This is a genomic window from Leptothrix toolikensis (SeqCode) (assembly GCF_057922285.1).
The window spans coordinates 1-15297 of the sequence record NZ_JBYSVC010000058.1 but is presented as its reverse complement, the minus strand read 5'-3'; the positions used below and the strand labels follow the sequence as shown (position 1 = coordinate 15297).

Sequence of the window (15297 nt, the reverse complement as noted above, 5' to 3'; positions counted from 1 at the left end):
TCACCGCTGCTTGTGCTGCGGCCAGACGGGCGATGGGGACGCGGAAGGGCGAGCAGCTGACGTAGTCGAGGCCGGCGCGGTGGAAGAAGGTGATGGAGGCGGGGTCGCCGCCGTGTTCGCCGCAGACACCCAGCGAGAGATCGGGCCGGGTGGCGCGGCCTTGGCGGGCGGCCAGGGCGACGAGTTGGCCGACGCCTTCTTGGTCGATGGAGCGGAAGGGGTCGTGCTCGTAGATGCCGTGGTGCAAATAGGCCGGCAAGAAGCTGCCAGCGTCATCGCGTGAAAAACCCAGCGTCATCTGCGTCAGATCGTTGGTGCCAAAGGAGAAAAACTCGGCCCCTTGGGCGATGCGGTCGGCCACCAAAGCGGCCCGTGGGGTTTCGATCATGGAGCCGACGCGATACGCCACTTTGGCCCCTTGTTCGGCAAACACCTGTGCGGCCACGCGGTGGACGAGATCGGCTTGCAGGCTGAACTCGCGCAAGGTGCCCACCAGCGGAATCATCACCTCGGGCTCCACGACCAGCCCCTCGGCTTGGACGTGGAGTGCCGCTTCAAAAACGGCGCGGGCTTGCATCTCGGTGATCTCGGGAAAGCTGATGCCCAAGCGACAGCCTCGGTGGCCGAGCATGGGGTTGAATTCATGCAGCGCTTCGACCCGCTGGCGGATCTGGGTGATGGGCAGGCGCATCTGGCGCGCCATGGCTTGTTGACCGGCTTCGTCGTGCGGCAGGAATTCGTGCAGCGGCGGGTCCAGCAGGCGGATCGTCACCGGCAGACCGGCCATGGCGCGAAAGAGCCCTTCAAAATCGCTGCGCTGCATGGGCAGCAACTGCGCCAACGCTTTGCGCCGCCCGGCTTCGTCGTCGGCCAAGATCATTTCGCGCACCGCCCGGATGCGATCACCTTGGAAAAACATGTGCTCGGTGCGGCACAGGCCGATGCCCGTGGCCCCGAGGCGGCGGGCGACCAGCGCGTCTTGAGGGGTGTCGGCGTTGGCGCGCACGGCCAAGCGACGATGACGATCGGCCAGCGCCATCAGGGCGGCGAGATCACCGCTCAAATCGCTCTCAAACACCGCCCGCGTGGGAATGCGCCCGTCAAAGACTTCGCCGGTGGAGCCGTTGAGCGAGATCCAGTCGCCCTCATGCCACGTCAGCGCGCCGATGCGCATGGTGCGAGCCTTCAGATCGACCTGCACCGCCCCGGCCCCCGAGATGCAGCACTTGCCCATGCCACGCGCCACCACGGCGGCGTGCGAGGTCATGCCGCCGCGCGCGGTCAGGATGCCTTGGGCCACGCTCATGCCGCGCAAGTCCTCGGGCGAGGTTTCTTGGCGCACCAAAATCACCGCCCGACCGTCAGCCCTGCCGTCAGCCCGACCATCACCGCGCTCGCCCTTGGCCCAAGCTTCGGCCTCGTCGGCAAAAAACACCACCTGTCCGGTGGCAGCGCCGGGCGACGCCGGCAACCCCCGGGCGATGGGCCGAGCGGCTTGCAGCGCTGCGGGCTCAAAGACTGGGTGCAGCAGATCGTTGAGTCGATCCGGCGTGACCCGCAACAACGCGGTGGGCTCATCGATCAGGCCTTGGGCGAGCATCTCCATGGCGATGCGCACCATGGCCGCGCCGGTGCGCTTGCCGTTGCGGGTTTGGAGCATCCAGAGCTTGCCTTCTTGGATAGTGAACTCCATGTCCTGCATGTCCTTGAAGTGGTTCTCCAGCAAAGTCTCAAACTGCAAAAGCGCTTGAAAAATCGTCGGCATCAGCTCTTCCAGCGAGGGGTAGCGCGCTTGGCGCTCGACTTCATCCACCTGCGCAAGCTCAGCCCAGCGGCGTGAGCCGATCAGCGTGATCTGCTGCGGCGTGCGGATACCGGCCACCACGTCTTCGCCCTGCGCGTTGACCAGAAATTCGCCGTTGAACAAGTCTTCGCCCGTGCCCGCGTCGCGGCTGAAGGCCACGCCCGTGGCGCTGTGCTCGCCCCGGTTGCCAAAGACCATCGCCTGCACGTTCACCGCCGTGCCCCAAGACGCGGGGATGTCGTTGAGTTGGCGGTAAACCACCGCCCGCTCGTTGTGCCAGCTCTCAAACACCGCCAGCACTGCGCCGCGCAACTGCTCCCACGGATCGGTCGGAAAGTCGCGACCGATGCGCGCGCGGATCAGCGCCTTGAAGCCCTGCACCAGTTCTTGCAGATCAGCGGCGTCCAGGTCGGTATCGAGCTTGACGCCCTTGTGGGCTTTGACCCGGTCGATCACCACTTCAAAAGGGTCGCTGTCTTCTTTGGAGGCGGGTTTGAGGCCCATCACCACATCGCCGTACATCTGGATAAAGCGCCGGTACGCATCCCACGCAAAGCGCTCGTTGCCGGCCTTGCGACCGAGCCCGATCACCGCCGCGTCGTTCAGCCCCAAGTTCAAGATGGTGTCCATCATCCCCGGCATCGAAGCGCGCGCGCCGGAGCGCACCGAAAGCAGCAGCGGATCGTTGGCATCGCCAAAGCGCTTGCCCATCTCGGCCTCGATATGCGCCAAGCCCGAGCGCACCTCGGCCTCGATGCTCGCCAGCAGCACCTCCGGCCCTTGCTGAGGGGAGCGTTGGTTGAACAGCGCGCAAGCCTCGGTGCTGATCGTGAAGCCCGCCGGCACCGGCAGCCCCAAGCGGCACATCTCCGCCAAATTGGCCCCTTTGCCCCCCAGCACATCCTTCATCCCCGCCCCACCCTCGGTGCCTTGAGCCCCAAAGCGGTAAACGTACTTGGGTGCATGCGAGGGTTGCTGGGCGGAAGGCGGCAGAGCGTGGATCGGGGTGTTCATGGGGAAACCTCCGTGTCTGGGAGCAAGGATTCAACAGGTTGAATCTGATCGTAGCCCGAACAGACAACAAAAAAGCACCGAGGTGAAAACCTGGGTGCTTGATTGGCGGAAGTACTGCGTGAAGTGATCCTGGTGGGCGGTGCAGGGTTCGAACCTGCGACCCCTGCCGTGTGAAGGCAGTGCTCTACCGCTGAGCTAACCGCCCTTTTATCAACATCGCAATAAACGTCGTTGATATCAGGAGAACGCGATTATAGAGCTATTTTTTGCCAAAGAGCTTTGCCCTTTGAAAATTTATCAAGTTCTTCGACCATCGCGCGGTGGGCGACGCGCTCAGCCTCGGTCGGCTGTTGGACGATGAGGGTGAAGGCGCTGAAATCTGCCAAGGCGGGCCCGCCCGCACCTTGACCGCCGTGGTGGCCGTCGCTGTCGTCCATGACCAAGGCTTTTTGGCCGCGCGTCATGCGCAGGTACACCTCGGCCAGCAGACCGGCGTCGAGCAACGCGCCGTGCAAAGTCCGGCCGGTGCTGTCCACTTCCAAGCGCTTGCACAGGGCGTCGAGCGAGTTGGCCTTGCCGGGGAACTGATCGCGCGCCATCAACAGGCTATCGACCACCGGCCCGGTATGGCTGGCAAACGTCGGCTTGCCCAAACGCTTCAACTCGGCGTTGAGAAAGCCCAGATCGAAAGCCGCGTTGTGGATGATGATCTCGGCCCCGGCGACGAAGTCGAGCAGCTCATCGACCACCGCCGCAAAGAGCAGCTTGTCGGCCAAGAACTCATCGGTCAGGCCGTGGATCTTGACCGCGTCTTCGTGGTTGGCCCGCTCGGGGTTGAGGTAGTGGTGAAACGTGCGGCCGGTGAGCTGGCGGTTGTCCATCTCGATGCAACCGATTTCGATGATCCGGTCGCCACGGTCCGGGTGCAGGCCGGTGGTTTCGGTATCCAGAAAGACTTGTCGCATCTCAGTGCTTTTCTTTGGCGTGATTGATCGAGTAACGCGGGATCTCGATCACCAAATCGGTCTTGGCGACGATGGCTTGGCAGGCCAAACGCGAATTGGGCTCCAGCCCCCAGGCGCGATCGAGCAGATCTTCCTCGGTCTCTTCCATCTCACCCAGCGAGGCAAAGCCTTCGCGCACGATGACGTGACAGGTGGTGCATGCGCAGCTCATCTCGCAGGCGTGCTCAAGCGCGATGCCGTTTTCAATCAAAGCTTCGCAGATCGAGGTGCCAACGGGCACCTGCACGCTGGCACCAGTGGGGCAGTATTCCTGATGCGGCAGGATCCGAATGATGGTCATGCGTCCGTGTTCCTGTTCAAACTTGGTCGATATTGCGCCCAGCCAAGGCTTGGCGAATACCGCGATTCATGCGCTCAGCTGCAAAGGCTTCGGTGCCGAGCGCCAAGGCTTTGGTGGCGATCTCCATCGGCTCGGGCACCTCGCCCTTGGCGGCTTGCTCGGCGCGGTCGATGAGGCGCTCGATGTCTTCACGGGCATCGCCGTCAAGCAAATCGCCGTCAGCGGCCAAGGCCGAGCGGGTCGCCAGCACCAAGCGTTCAGCTTCGACCCGCGCTTCACGCAGCACGCGCAAGTGCATATCGCTCTCGGCCGAGGCAAAACCGTCTTGCAGCATCTGCGCCACTTGGTCGTCGGCCAGCCCGTAGCTGGGTTTGACGACGATGGAGGCTTCGACGCCTGAGACCATTTCGCGCGCAAAGACCGAAAGCAGCCCGTCGGCATCGACTTGGAAGGTCACGCGGATGCGCGCCACCCCGGCGGCCATCGGCGGGATACCGCGCAGCTCAAAGCGCGCCAGCGAGCGGCAATCACTCACCAGCTCACGCTCGCCTTGCACCACATGCACCGCCAACGCGGTTTGACCGTCCTTGAAGGTGGTGAAGTCCTGCGCCTTGGCCACCGGCAAGGTGGCGTTGCGCTCGATGATGCGTTCCACCAAGCCGCCCATGGTTTCCAAGCCAAGGGAGAGCGGAATCACATCCAGCAAGAGCAATTCGCCTTGGGCCGAGTTGCCCGCCAACGCGTTGGCTTGGATGGCTGCGCCGATGGCGACCACCTCGTCCGGGTTCAGATTGGTCAGCGGCTCACGGCCAAAGACCTTGGCCACGGCTTGGCGCACCTGCGGCATGCGGGTCGAACCGCCCACCATCACCACGCCTTGAACCTCGTCCACCGTGACGCGCGCATCACGCAACACGCGCTTGAGCAAGCTGACGGTGCGCTGGGTCAACGGAGCGGTCAAGGTTTCAAACGCCGCCCGGCTCACGCTGAGCGTCAAGGTGCCCACGCGCAGCGCCAGCTCAAAATCAAAACTCTCGGCCACGGTGAGCCGCTCTTTGCAAGCCCGGGCCGCTGTTTGCAGCCGGCGCTTGTCCGAAGGGCTCAGGGTTTCAAGGGCCGGCAGCCCGGCTTGGGTCAGCAGACCTTGGGCCAAGGCTTCGTCGTAGTCATCGCCGCCCAGCGCCGCGTCACCGCCCACGCCGACCACCTCAAACACCCCGCGCGACAAGCGCAGCAGCGAAATATCGAAGGTGCCGCCGCCCAGATCGAAGACGGCGTAAAGCCCTTCGGACGCATTGTCCAGCCCATAAGCGATGGCGGCGGCGGTGGGCTCGTTGAGCAAGCGCAACACGTTCAGCCCAGCCAGACGCGCGGCATCTTTGGTGGACTGGCGCTGAGCGTCGTCAAAGTAAGCCGGCACCGTCACCACCGCACCGTACAGATCATCGACAAACGTGTCTTCAGCCCGGTAACGCAGCGTGGCCAAAATCTCGGCCGAGACTTCGACCGGGGTTTTCAGGCCGTCGCGGGTCTCGATGGCCACCATGCCGGGTTGATCGACAAAGCGATAAGGCAACTTGTCGCGCCCAGCCACCTCGGCCAAGCTGCGCCCCATGAAGCGCTTGACGGAGACCAAGGTATTTTCCGGGTCGTCGCCCTGCGCCGCCAACGCCGCCGCCCCGATCTCGCGCCGACCTTGGCCCAGATAACGCACCGCCGAGGGCAGGATCACCCGACCTTCGGCGTCCGGCAAACATTCGGCCACCCCATGGCGCACACAGGCGACCAAGGAATGGGTGGTGCCCAAATCAATGCCCACGGCCACGCGCCGCTGATGGGGGTCCGGCGCCTGTCCCGGCTCGGAAAGTTGCAACAAGGCCATGAAGAATCAGGATTCCAAGAGATCAAGCTGCCGATCAACATCGGCGGCAAATTTGCGCACAAACATCCAAGCGCGCACCTGTGCAGCAGCGGCCGACCAGTCTTGGCGGGCGTCGATGACCTCGCCCAAGGTGGTTTGGAGCTGGCGCTCTTGCTGTGCCACGGCCTCGGCCAAACGGTCGAGCTCGGCGTGGTCACGCGCTTGCACGGCTTCATCCAAGGCTTCGCGCCAAGCCATTTGCTGCATCAAAAAAGCAACCGGCATGGCGGTGTTGGTTTCAGCGCCCACCGAGACGCCATGCAGTAAGCACAACTGCGTGGCGCGCTGGATCGGGTCTTTGAGCCGCTGATAGGCCTCGTTGACCCGCACCGCCCATTGCATGGCCACGCGCTGCGCGGCAGCCCCTTGGGCGGCAAAACGATCTGGATGGACCTCCGTTTGCAGCGCCTTCCAGCGTGCATCAAGGCTGGCGCGATCTTGGGCGAAGGCCCGAGGCACGCCCAACAGATCGAAGTCGTTGTCGTCGAGTTTCATCGCGCAGACGCTCAGACCCGGAAGGATTCACCGCAACCGCAACGATCTTTTTCGCGCGGGTTGTTGAAACGGAAACCTTCGTTCAGGCCTTCGCGGACGAAATCGAGCTCGGTGCCGTCAAGGTACGGCAGGCTCTTCGGGTCGATCAAGATCTTGACGCCGTGATCCTCGAAGACTTTGTCCTCGGGGGCGACGTCATCGGCATATTCCAGCTTGTAGGCCAGACCGGAACAGCCGGTGGTCTTGACCCCGAGACGCACGCCCACGCCCTTGCCCCGACGGGCGAGGTAACGCGTGACGTGCCGGGCGGCGGCATCGGTGAGCGTGATCATGCGGCGTGCCGAGCCTTGTAGTCGTCCACGGCCGCCTTGATGGCGTCCTCAGCCAAGATCGAGCAATGGATCTTCACCGGGGGCAGCGCCAGCTCTTCAGCGATGGCGGTGTTCTTGATCGTCAACGCTTGGTCCAAGGTTTTGCCCTTGACCCATTCGGTGACGAGCGAGCTTGAAGCAATCGCCGAGCCACAGCCGTAGGTTTTGAACTTGGCGTCTTCGATCAAGCCGGTGGCCGGATTGACGCGGATTTGCAGCTTCATCACGTCGCCGCACGCCGGAGCACCCACCATGCCGGTGCCCACGTTTTCATCGGTCTTGTCGAAACCACCCACGTTGCGCGGATGTTCATAGTGGTCGAGGACCTTGTCGCTGTATGCCATGTCGTTCTCCTTCGCGGCTTAATGCGCCGCCCACTGGATGGCGCTGATGTCCACGCCGTCCTGATACATCTCCCACAGAGGGGAGAGTTCGCGCAGCCGCGACACCTGATCCTTGAGCACCGAGATCGCGTAATCGATCTCGTCCGAGGTGGTGAAGCGGCCCATCGTCATGCGCAAACTTGAGTGCGCTAATTCATCGCTGCGACCCAAGGCGCGCAGCACGTAGCTGGGTTCCAAGCTGGCCGAGGTGCAGGCCGAGCCGGACGATACCGCCAAGCCCTTCACGCCCATGATGAGCGACTCGCCCTCGACGTAATTGAAGGAAATGTTGACGTTGTGCGGCACGCGCTGGGTCAAGTCCCCGTTGATGAAGGTCTGCTCGATGCCGGCCAAACCGTCGAACAAACGCTTTTGCAGCCCACGGATGCGTTCGAGCTCAGAGGCCATCTCAACACGTGCAATGCGGAAGGCTTCGCCCATGCCGACGATTTGATGCACCGGCAAAGTGCCCGAGCGCATACCGCGCTCATGACCACCGCCGTGCATTTGCGCTTCCAAGCGCACACGCGGCTTGCGCCGCACGTACAAAGCCCCGATGCCCTTGGGGCCGTAGGTCTTGTGCGAGGCCAGGCTCATCAAATCGACCGGCAAGGTGGCCAAGTCGATCACCATCTTGCCGGTGGCTTGGGCCGCATCGACGTGGAAGACAATGCCGCGCTCCCGGCACAGGGTGCCGATGGCCGTCATGTCTTGGATCACGCCGATCTCGTTGTTCACCGCCATCACCGAGACCAAGATGGTGTCGGGTCGCAGCGCCGCTTTGAACGCATCGAAGTTCAGCAAGCCGTCTTCTTGCACATCAAGGTACGTCACCTCGAAGCCTTGGCGCTCCAGCTCACGCATGGTGTCGAGCACCGCTTTGTGCTCGGTCTTGACCGTGATCAGATGCTTGCCGCGTGTTTTGTAGAACTGCGCCGCACCCTTGATGGCGAGGTTGTTCGATTCGGTCGCGCCCGAGGTCCAGACGATTTCGCGCGGATCGGCACCAATCAACGCCGCGACCTCGTGCCGGGCCTTTTCCACCGCCTCCTCGGCTTCCCAACCCCAAGCGTGACTGCGTGAAGCGGGATTGCCAAAGTGCTCGCGCAGCCAAGGAATCATGGCGTCCACCACACGCGGATCGCAAGGCGTGGTGGCACCGTAGTCGAGATAGATCGGAAAGTGAGGAGTCATGATCGGCAGAAGAATGGGGATCACTTGTTGAAGATGTTGCCCAAGGCAAAGACGGAATTGGGCGCGGTGATCTTGATCGGCTTCAAAACGGGCTGGCTGGAGATGGCGCGCTTGATCGCCGCCTCTTCGACCGACACGCCGCGTGCGAGCTGGTCATCGACCAAGCTCTTGAGGGTGATCGAGTTGAGGTAGTCGAGCATGCGGGCGTTGAGGCTGGCCCAAAGGTCATGCGTCATGCAGCGCCCGGTTTCATCGCCCATACAGTTCTCGCCGCCGCCGCAGCCGGTGGCGTCAATGGCTTCATCGACGGCCACGATGATGTCCGAGACGGTGATTTCCTCGGCCTTGCGCCCCAGGGAATAGCCGCCACCCGGACCGCGCGTGCTTTCGACCAGTTCGTTGCGGCGCAGCTTGCCGAACAACTGCTCAAGATAGGAGAGAGAAATCTGCTGGCGCTGGCTGATGGCGGCCAAAGCCACTGGTCCGCTGTGCTCGCGCAGGGCCAGATCGATCATCGCCGTGACGGCGAATCGTCCTTTGGTGGTCAGTCGCATGAGAGAACTCCTTGAACCCGAGTGATTTAGTCAATTATAGGCGAGTCCTCGGCCGAGCCCTCCCACCCGGGGTCCGCCACGGGCTCAACAGGATAAAGCCGCGCGATCAACCCGTCGCAGGCCGACTCGATCAAGTCCAGCACCCGCTCAAAACCCGCTGCACCGCCGTAATAGGGGTCAGGTACGGCCTGGGGCGAGCCCTCGGGGGCGAAATCCATGAAGCGGTGGAGACGGCCTTGGAGTTCCTCGGGGCAACGTTCCATCAAGTCACGCAGGTTCTCGTTGTCCATCGCCAGAATCAGATCGAAGGTCTCGAAGTCGCCATCGACCACCTTGCGGGCCTGAAGCGTGGACAGGTCATAGCCCCGGCGGGCGGCGTGGGCGATGCTGCGCTCGTCGGGCGATTTGCCGACGTGATACGCCTGCGTGCCGGCTGAATCCAGCTCAACCCGATCCGTCAAGCCATGGCGCAGCAGCCGGTGGCGCAGCACAGCTTCAGCGGTGGGTGAGCGGCAAATGTTGCCCATGCACACCATCAAGATGCGCAACTTGATCGCCGAGCGGCGCGGAGAGGAGGACGTCATAGAGCACCTTGGCCTTGGCCCTGGAGGGGCCGAGTGGTTGTCGGGGTGGTGAGAGGGGAAACCGTATCGCTGCCCGGCGCGCCAAAGGCCTGCTCACGCAGCAAAGCCAGTTGATCGCGCACCCGGGCAGCTTGTTCAAATTCGAGGTTGCGCGCGTGGTCAAGCATCTGCTTTTCCAGCTGCTTGATGCGCCGGCCCAGATCCTTTTCCGACAAGGCCCCGACCTCGGCTGCCAAGGCCAAGCGACCGGCTTGGGCCTCGCTGGCGCTCGGTCGGTCGGCAGCATAAACGCCGTCGATCAGCTCTTTAACCTCCTTGCGGATGCCGCGCGGCGTGATGCCGTGAGCGGCGTTGTGCAGCACTTGGCGCTCGCGCCGGCGCTCGGTCTCACCGATGGCGCGGCGCATCGACTCGGTCATGCGGTCAGCGTAGAGGATCGCTTGGCCGTTGACGTTGCGCGCCGCCCGGCCGATGGTCTGGATCAGGCTGCGCTCGCTGCGCAAAAAGCCTTCCTTGTCGGCGTCCAGAATCGCCACCAGCGACACCTCAGGGATATCCAAGCCTTCACGCAGCAAGTTGATGCCCACCAGCACATCAAAAGCCCCGAGGCGCAGATCGCGCAGGATCTCGACGCGCTCAACGGTGTCGATGTCCGAGTGCAAGTAGCGCACCTTGACACCGTTTTCGCCCAAATACTCGGTGAGCTGCTCGGCCATGCGCTTGGTCAAGGTGGTGATCAACACCCGCTCGCCGACCTTGACGCGCAGATGAATCTCTTGGAGCACATCGTCCACTTGGTGCAAGGCCGGACGCACTTCCACCAAGGGGTCCACCAAGCCGGTGGGCCGCACCAATTGCTCGACCACCGCGCCGGCGTGGGTCTTTTCGTAATCAGCCGGCGTGGCCGAGACAAACACCGCTTGGCGCATCTTGCGTTCGAATTCGTCGAACTTAAGCGGCCGGTTGTCGAGCGCGCTGGGTAGGCGAAAACCGTACTCCACCAAGGTGGTCTTGCGCGAGCGGTCGCCGTTGTACATGCCGCCAAACTGGCCAATCAGCACATGGCTTTCGTCCAAGAACATCAGCGCATCGGCTGGCATGTAATCGACCAAGGTCGGCGGTGGATCGCCCGGCTTCGCGCCCGAAAGGTGACGGGTGTAGTTCTCGATGCCTTTGCAGTGACCCACTTCTTGGAGCATTTCCAAATCAAAGCGGGTGCGCTGCTCGATGCGCTGCGCCTCCACCAGCTTGCCTTGGGCGACGAACTCGGCCAAGCGCTCGCGCAGCTCCAGCTTGATGCCCTCCATGGCGGCCAGCACCTGCTCGCGCGGCGTCACGTAATGGCTGGCTGGGTAGATGGTGAAGCGCGGGATCTTCTGCCGGATCTGGCCGGTGAGCGGGTCAAACAGCGACAGGGTTTCAACCTCGTCGTCGAACATCTCGATGCGGATCGCCAACTCCGAGTGTTCGGCCGGAAAGACGTCGATGGTGTCGCCGCGCACCCGAAAAGCCCCACGCGTGAACTCGATGTCGTTGCGGCTGTACTGCATGCGCACCAGCTGTGCGATCACATCGCGCTGGCCCACACGGTCCCCAATGCGCACGATGAAGCGCATCTGGGTGTAGTCCTCGGGCTTGCCGATGCCGTAGATTGCGCTGACTGACGCGACGATCACCGTGTCGCGCCGCTCCAGCACGCTTTTGGTGGCGCTAAGCCGCATCTGCTCAATGTGCTCGTTGATGGCCGAGTCTTTCTCAATGAACAGATCGCGCTGCGGCACGTAGGCTTCGGGCTGGTAGTAGTCGTAGTAGCTGACGAAATACTCGACGGCGTTCTTCGGGAAGAACTCGCGAAACTCGGCGTACAGCTGCGCGGCCAAGGTTTTGTTGGGGGCAAACACAATCGCTGGCCGACCCATGCGGGCGATCACGTTGGCCATGGTGAAGGTCTTGCCCGAGCCGGTCACGCCCAGCAAGGTCTGAAAAGTCAGCCCGGCCTCAAGCCCCTCGACCAGCTGATCAATCGCTGCTGGCTGATCCCCCGCTGGGGCGTAGGGTTGAAAGAGCTGGAAAGGCGAGCCTTCAAAGCTGACAAAGCGCCCTTGCGCTTCGCTCACACCGACATCGCTTGTTGCCACGTTGAAACCCTTCTCTTTGTTCGCCATGAAACCGGATCAGCAGCCTACCGCATGGTTGGATCGGTAAAATCCGCGCCCATCCTTCGATCAACCTCGACAAGCATCGTCATGACACTCTTCTCCTCCGTCGAAATGGCCCCGCGCGACCCGATTTTGGGTCTGAATGAACAGTTCAACGCCGATCCGAATCCTGCCAAGGTCAATCTGGGCGTGGGTGTGTATTACGACGACAACGGCAAGCTGCCCCTGCTGGCTTGCGTGGCTGCCGCTGAAAAACAACTCCTCGAAGCGTCCAAGCCGAAGGGCTACTTGCCGATCGACGGCATCGCCGCTTACGACAAGGCCGTGCAAGGCTTGGTGTTCGGTGCCGACAGCGAAGCCGTGACCAGCGGTCGCGTCGCCACCGTGCAAGCCTTGGGCGGCACCGGCGGCCTGAAGATCGGCGCTGACTTTCTGAAGAAGGTCAACCCGAACGCGGAGGTGTTGATCTCCGACCCATCGTGGGAAAACCACCGCGCGCTGTTCACCAACGCCGGCTTCAAGGTCGGCACCTACGCCTACTACGACGCTGACAACCGGGGCGTGAACTTCGCCGGCATGCTGGCTTCGCTGAACGCCGCTGCCGCTGGCACCGTGCTCGTGCTGCACGCTTGCTGCCACAACCCGACCGGCTACGACATCACGCCCGCACAGTGGGCTGAAGTGATCACCGTCATCAAGGCGCGCGGCTTGGTGCCCTTCCTCGACATGGCTTACCAAGGCTTTGGCGACGGCATCGCCGAAGACGGCAAGGTCATCGCTCAATTCTTGGCCTCAGGGCTGGAATTCTTCGTCTCGACCTCGTTTTCGAAGAGCTTCTCGCTCTACGGTGAGCGCGTCGGCGCGCTGTCGGTGGTCTGCACCAGCAAGGAAGAAACGGGCCGCGTGCTCTCGCAGCTCAAGATCGCCATCCGCACCAACTACTCCAACCCGCCGACCTTCGGTGCCCAGATCGTGGCCAATGTGCTGACCACGCCTGAGCTGCGCGCGCTGTGGGAGTCCGAACTGGCCGCCATGCGCGTGCGCATCAAAGAAATGCGCACCGCCTTGGTTGCCAAGCTGCAAGCCGCTGGCGTGACGCAGGACTTGTCCTTCATCACCCGCCAACAAGGCATGTTCAGCTACTCCGGCCTGAACAAGGACCAGATGGTGCGTCTGCGCGGTGAATTCGGCATCTACGGGGTCGATTCGGGCCGCATCTGCGTGGCTGCACTCAACAGCAAGAACATCGACGCTGTGGTCGCCGCCATCAAGGCGGTGCTCTGACCTTTCAGCGCCCGACGTTAAAAGGCCCGCTGATGCGGGCCTTTTTCTTGACCCGCCTTACCCGCTTTACCAGCCGTCGCCGCCACCGCCATCGCCGCCCGAGCCACCGCCGTCATCACCCCATTCGTTGCCGGTGCCGAAGTCGATCTCTGGCTCAGCGTAGCCCGGCCCCGAAGGGCTGAAAAAGCCCGGCTCGGCACCCCCGGACAAACCGCTCGACGCGCCAGCCGCATGGCCTTGATCGGTGGCTGATGCGTTGTTGGATGTCGCCGATGCCGCGTTGGATGAGCCGTGCATCATGTGCTCGGCCAACATGCCCAGCGCCACGCCACCCGCCACCCCGCCCGCCACCGCCATGCCAGTGCTGATGCCCGAGCCTGAACCCATCGCACCGCCGTGCTGCTGCGGATAGCCGCCAACAGCTGCTCCGCCCGCCACACCGCCCGGCCAGCCGGTGCTGCCCATGGTGCCCGCAGCCATGGCCGGTGAGGTTTGGAACGGCACTGTTTGCGGCCGCCGTGTCCAGCGCCATAGCCCATAGCCCAAACCGGCCAGACCCAGCACCCACACCCAACTGGGGATGCCACCGCCGCTGCTATGCGAGCTGCCGGTATCGGCCGGATTCATGCGCTGCATAGGCTGTTGCATGGGCTGCGGCGATACCGCCACCGCTGGGGATGTGGCAGGGGGACGTTGCACCGGCTCGTTGAGCCGCGCCCGAAAAGCCTTGAACTTATCGGGCTGCGTGAAGCTGAGCGCCGGATCCAGTTGGACCGCCTGATCCGCATGCCGGCGCGCCTCATCCATCCGCCCGTTGTGCGCCAAGATTTCGGCATAGAGGTAATGCGCCCGCGCGCTTTTGGGCTTGGCCTCCAGCACGTCACGCATCATCACTTCGGCCCGGTCGTAATGACCAGCATGCACTTCAGCCGCCACCTCTTCGACCTTCGGCAAAGCCCAAGCGCCCGTCGCAGCACCCGCCATCGCCCCCGCGATCAAGGCCCCACCCAGCACCGCACGCACGCCAGAACGCCAACCGTGTTTCATCACATTCGTCTCCATCAAAGCCAACCCCTCGGCTAGCTTGAATGCTCAAGATGAGGGCAGGCAGGGGAGAAATCAAGATCAGCCCGAACGGATGGAGGAATCCTCACCCCCCTAAATACGCCGCCTGCACCGCTGGGTCGTTGAGGAGGGTAGAGGCGGGGCCGGTGAGGGTGATGAGGCCGGAGTCCATGACGTAGCCGCGTGAGGCGAGGTGCAGGGCGCGGCTGGCGTTTTGTTCGACGAGGAGGATGGCAACGCCTTCGCGGTGGATCTGGGCGATCAGCTCGAAGATGGCATCGACCATTTGCGGGGCCAGGCCCATGGAGGGCTCGTCGAGCAGGAGCAAGGTGGGGCGGGCCATCAAGGCGCGGCCCATGACCAGCATCTGTTGTTCACCGCCGCTCAAGGTGCCAGCCAGTTGGCTGCGGCGCTCTTTGAGGCGCGGGAAAAGCGTGTAGACGCGCTCAAGATCAGCGTTGATCTGGGCGGTGTCGCGGCGCAGGTACGCGCCCATGGCGAGGTTCTCGGCGATGCTCATGCGCGTCAGGGTGCCGCGCCCCTCGGGCACCATCACCAAGCCTTGGCGGGCCAGATCCCAAGCGCCCTGCCCGGCCAGACTGCGACCTTGCCAGCGCACCTCGCCATCCGCCAGCGGATGCAGCGCGGTGATCGCCTTGAGCGTGCTGCTCTTGCCCGCACCGTTCGCGCCGATCAGGCACACCAGCTCGCCGGCGTGGACCGTGAACGACACGCCTTTGACGGCTTGGATGCCGCCATACGCCAGCTTGAGATCGCGCACATCCAACAAAGCGGTGGTCATCGGGCGGGCCCCAAGTAAGCGGCGATCACCGCCGGGTCGCGTTGCACCTCTTGCGGGGTGCCTGCGGCGATGCGTCGGCCTTGATCGAGCACCGTGACCCGGTCACACAGGCCCATCACCAATTTGACGTCGTGCTCGATCAGCAACACGGTGCAGCCATCGCGGCGGATGGTGTCGATCAACTGGCGCAGCACGACTTTTTCGGTGGCGTTCATGCCCGCTGCGGGCTCGTCCAGCGCCAGCAAAAGCGGCTCGGTGGCCAAGGCGCGAGCAATCTCCAGCCGCCGCTGATCGCCATAACTCAAGGTGCGGGCTTTGTAATCAGCCAGATGCTCGATGCCCACGTGCGCCAGCAAAGCGCG

At 63.3% G+C, this 15297-nt stretch carries 15 protein-coding genes and 1 tRNA gene; 1 reads left to right on the top strand and 15 read right to left on the bottom strand.

Going from position 1 to position 15297, the window contains the following annotated elements; all coding sequences use genetic code 11:
- From ppdK to uvrB, 12 genes are all read right to left on the bottom strand, one after another.
- Positions 1-2818, bottom strand: a 2818-nt coding sequence (ppdK, locus tag AC3VI7_RS09305; protein ID WP_489671476.1) for a pyruvate, phosphate dikinase, incomplete at its 3' end; no start/stop codon positions are given.
- Between the two features lie 130 nt (positions 2819-2948).
- Positions 2949-3023, bottom strand: a tRNA-Val gene (locus tag AC3VI7_RS09300).
- Positions 3024-3069: 46 nt separating this feature from the next.
- On the bottom strand, positions 3070-3783 hold the full coding sequence (gene dnaQ, locus AC3VI7_RS09295) for a DNA polymerase III subunit epsilon (RefSeq protein WP_489669625.1): 714 nt from the start codon (positions 3781-3783) through the stop codon (positions 3070-3072).
- Between the two features lies 1 nt (position 3784).
- The gene (gene fdx, locus AC3VI7_RS09290) at positions 3785-4123 is read right to left on the bottom strand and encodes an ISC system 2Fe-2S type ferredoxin (RefSeq protein WP_369419422.1); all 339 of its coding nucleotides are present in this window, start codon (positions 4121-4123) and stop codon (positions 3785-3787) included.
- 16 nt (positions 4124-4139) lie between these two features.
- Positions 4140-6005, bottom strand: a complete 1866-nt coding sequence (gene hscA, locus AC3VI7_RS09285) for a Fe-S protein assembly chaperone HscA (protein ID WP_489669626.1) — start codon at positions 6003-6005, stop codon at positions 4140-4142.
- A 6-nt stretch (positions 6006-6011) separates the two neighbouring features.
- Positions 6012-6539 carry a Fe-S protein assembly co-chaperone HscB gene (gene hscB, locus AC3VI7_RS09280; RefSeq protein WP_489669627.1) on the bottom strand — a complete coding sequence of 176 codons (528 nt, stop codon included), beginning with the start codon at positions 6537-6539 and terminating at the stop codon, positions 6012-6014.
- 11 nt (positions 6540-6550) lie between these two features.
- The gene (gene iscA / locus AC3VI7_RS09275) at positions 6551-6871 is read right to left on the bottom strand and encodes an iron-sulfur cluster assembly protein IscA (protein WP_369419425.1); all 321 of its coding nucleotides are present in this window, start codon (positions 6869-6871) and stop codon (positions 6551-6553) included.
- Positions 6868-7254 carry a Fe-S cluster assembly scaffold IscU gene (iscU, locus tag AC3VI7_RS09270; RefSeq protein ID WP_369417085.1) on the bottom strand — a complete coding sequence of 129 codons (387 nt, stop codon included), beginning with the start codon at positions 7252-7254 and terminating at the stop codon, positions 6868-6870. The genes iscA and iscU overlap by 4 nt, the downstream gene beginning before the upstream one ends.
- Before the next feature lie 18 nt (positions 7255-7272).
- On the bottom strand, positions 7273-8487 hold the full coding sequence (locus tag AC3VI7_RS09265; RefSeq protein WP_489669628.1) for an IscS subfamily cysteine desulfurase: 1215 nt from the start codon (positions 8485-8487) through the stop codon (positions 7273-7275).
- A gap of 20 nt (positions 8488-8507) precedes the next feature.
- Positions 8508-9041 carry a Fe-S cluster assembly transcription factor gene (locus AC3VI7_RS09260; protein WP_489669629.1) on the bottom strand — a complete coding sequence of 178 codons (534 nt, stop codon included), beginning with the start codon at positions 9039-9041 and terminating at the stop codon, positions 8508-8510.
- Between the two features lie 26 nt (positions 9042-9067).
- Entirely contained in the window at positions 9068-9625 is a 558-nt protein-coding gene (locus tag AC3VI7_RS09255; RefSeq protein ID WP_489669630.1) for a low molecular weight protein-tyrosine-phosphatase, read from the bottom strand.
- On the bottom strand, positions 9622-11790 hold the full coding sequence (uvrB, locus tag AC3VI7_RS09250; protein WP_489669631.1) for an excinuclease ABC subunit UvrB: 2169 nt from the start codon (positions 11788-11790) through the stop codon (positions 9622-9624). Before uvrB ends, AC3VI7_RS09255 begins: the two co-directional genes overlap by 4 nt.
- Before the next feature lie 81 nt (positions 11791-11871).
- Here uvrB and AC3VI7_RS09245 point away from each other — a divergent pair, with 81 nt between their 5' ends.
- Complete coding sequence (locus tag AC3VI7_RS09245; protein WP_489669632.1) at positions 11872-13068, top strand: amino acid aminotransferase; 1197 nt, start codon at positions 11872-11874, stop codon at positions 13066-13068.
- A 66-nt stretch (positions 13069-13134) separates the two neighbouring features.
- On the opposite strand, the gene AC3VI7_RS09240 is transcribed toward AC3VI7_RS09245, so the two are convergent.
- From AC3VI7_RS09240 to AC3VI7_RS09230, 3 genes are all read right to left on the bottom strand, one after another.
- Positions 13135-14115, bottom strand: a complete 981-nt coding sequence (locus tag AC3VI7_RS09240; protein ID WP_489669633.1) for a tetratricopeptide repeat protein — start codon at positions 14113-14115, stop codon at positions 13135-13137.
- 103 nt (positions 14116-14218) lie between these two features.
- Entirely contained in the window at positions 14219-14935 is a 717-nt protein-coding gene (locus AC3VI7_RS09235; protein ID WP_489669634.1) for an ABC transporter ATP-binding protein, read from the bottom strand.
- A partial coding sequence (locus AC3VI7_RS09230; protein ID WP_489671475.1) for an ABC transporter ATP-binding protein C-terminal domain-containing protein occupies positions 14932-15297 on the bottom strand: 366 nt, incomplete at its 5' end. The genes AC3VI7_RS09235 and AC3VI7_RS09230, both read right to left, overlap by 4 nt.

Excerpts from the sequence above, each read along its gene's own strand:
- hscB (WP_489669627.1), bottom strand. The coding sequence starts at position 6,539 with ATGAAACTCGACGACAACGACTTCGATCTGTTGGGCGTGCCTCGGGCC.
- uvrB (WP_489669631.1), bottom strand. The coding sequence starts at position 11,790 with ATGGCGAACAAAGAGAAGGGTTTCAACGTGGCAACAAGCGATGTCGGT.
- hscA (WP_489669626.1), bottom strand. The coding sequence starts at position 6,005 with ATGGCCTTGTTGCAACTTTCCGAGCCGGGACAGGCGCCGGACCCCCAT.
- iscA (WP_369419425.1), bottom strand. The coding sequence starts at position 6,871 with ATGATCACGCTCACCGATGCCGCCGCCCGGCACGTCACGCGTTACCTC.
- AC3VI7_RS09265 (WP_489669628.1), bottom strand. The coding sequence starts at position 8,487 with ATGACTCCTCACTTTCCGATCTATCTCGACTACGGTGCCACCACGCCT.
- AC3VI7_RS09255 (WP_489669630.1), bottom strand. The coding sequence starts at position 9,625 with ATGACGTCCTCCTCTCCGCGCCGCTCGGCGATCAAGTTGCGCATCTTG.
- iscU (WP_369417085.1), bottom strand. The coding sequence starts at position 7,254 with ATGGCATACAGCGACAAGGTCCTCGACCACTATGAACATCCGCGCAAC.
- dnaQ (WP_489669625.1), bottom strand. The coding sequence starts at position 3,783 with ATGCGACAAGTCTTTCTGGATACCGAAACCACCGGCCTGCACCCGGAC.
- AC3VI7_RS09240 (WP_489669633.1), bottom strand. The coding sequence starts at position 14,115 with ATGAAACACGGTTGGCGTTCTGGCGTGCGTGCGGTGCTGGGTGGGGCC.
- AC3VI7_RS09260 (WP_489669629.1), bottom strand. The coding sequence starts at position 9,041 with ATGCGACTGACCACCAAAGGACGATTCGCCGTCACGGCGATGATCGAT.
- AC3VI7_RS09235 (WP_489669634.1), bottom strand. The coding sequence starts at position 14,935 with ATGACCACCGCTTTGTTGGATGTGCGCGATCTCAAGCTGGCGTATGGC.
- AC3VI7_RS09245 (WP_489669632.1), top strand. The coding sequence starts at position 11,872 with ATGACACTCTTCTCCTCCGTCGAAATGGCCCCGCGCGACCCGATTTTG.
- fdx (WP_369419422.1), bottom strand. The coding sequence starts at position 4,123 with ATGACCATCATTCGGATCCTGCCGCATCAGGAATACTGCCCCACTGGT.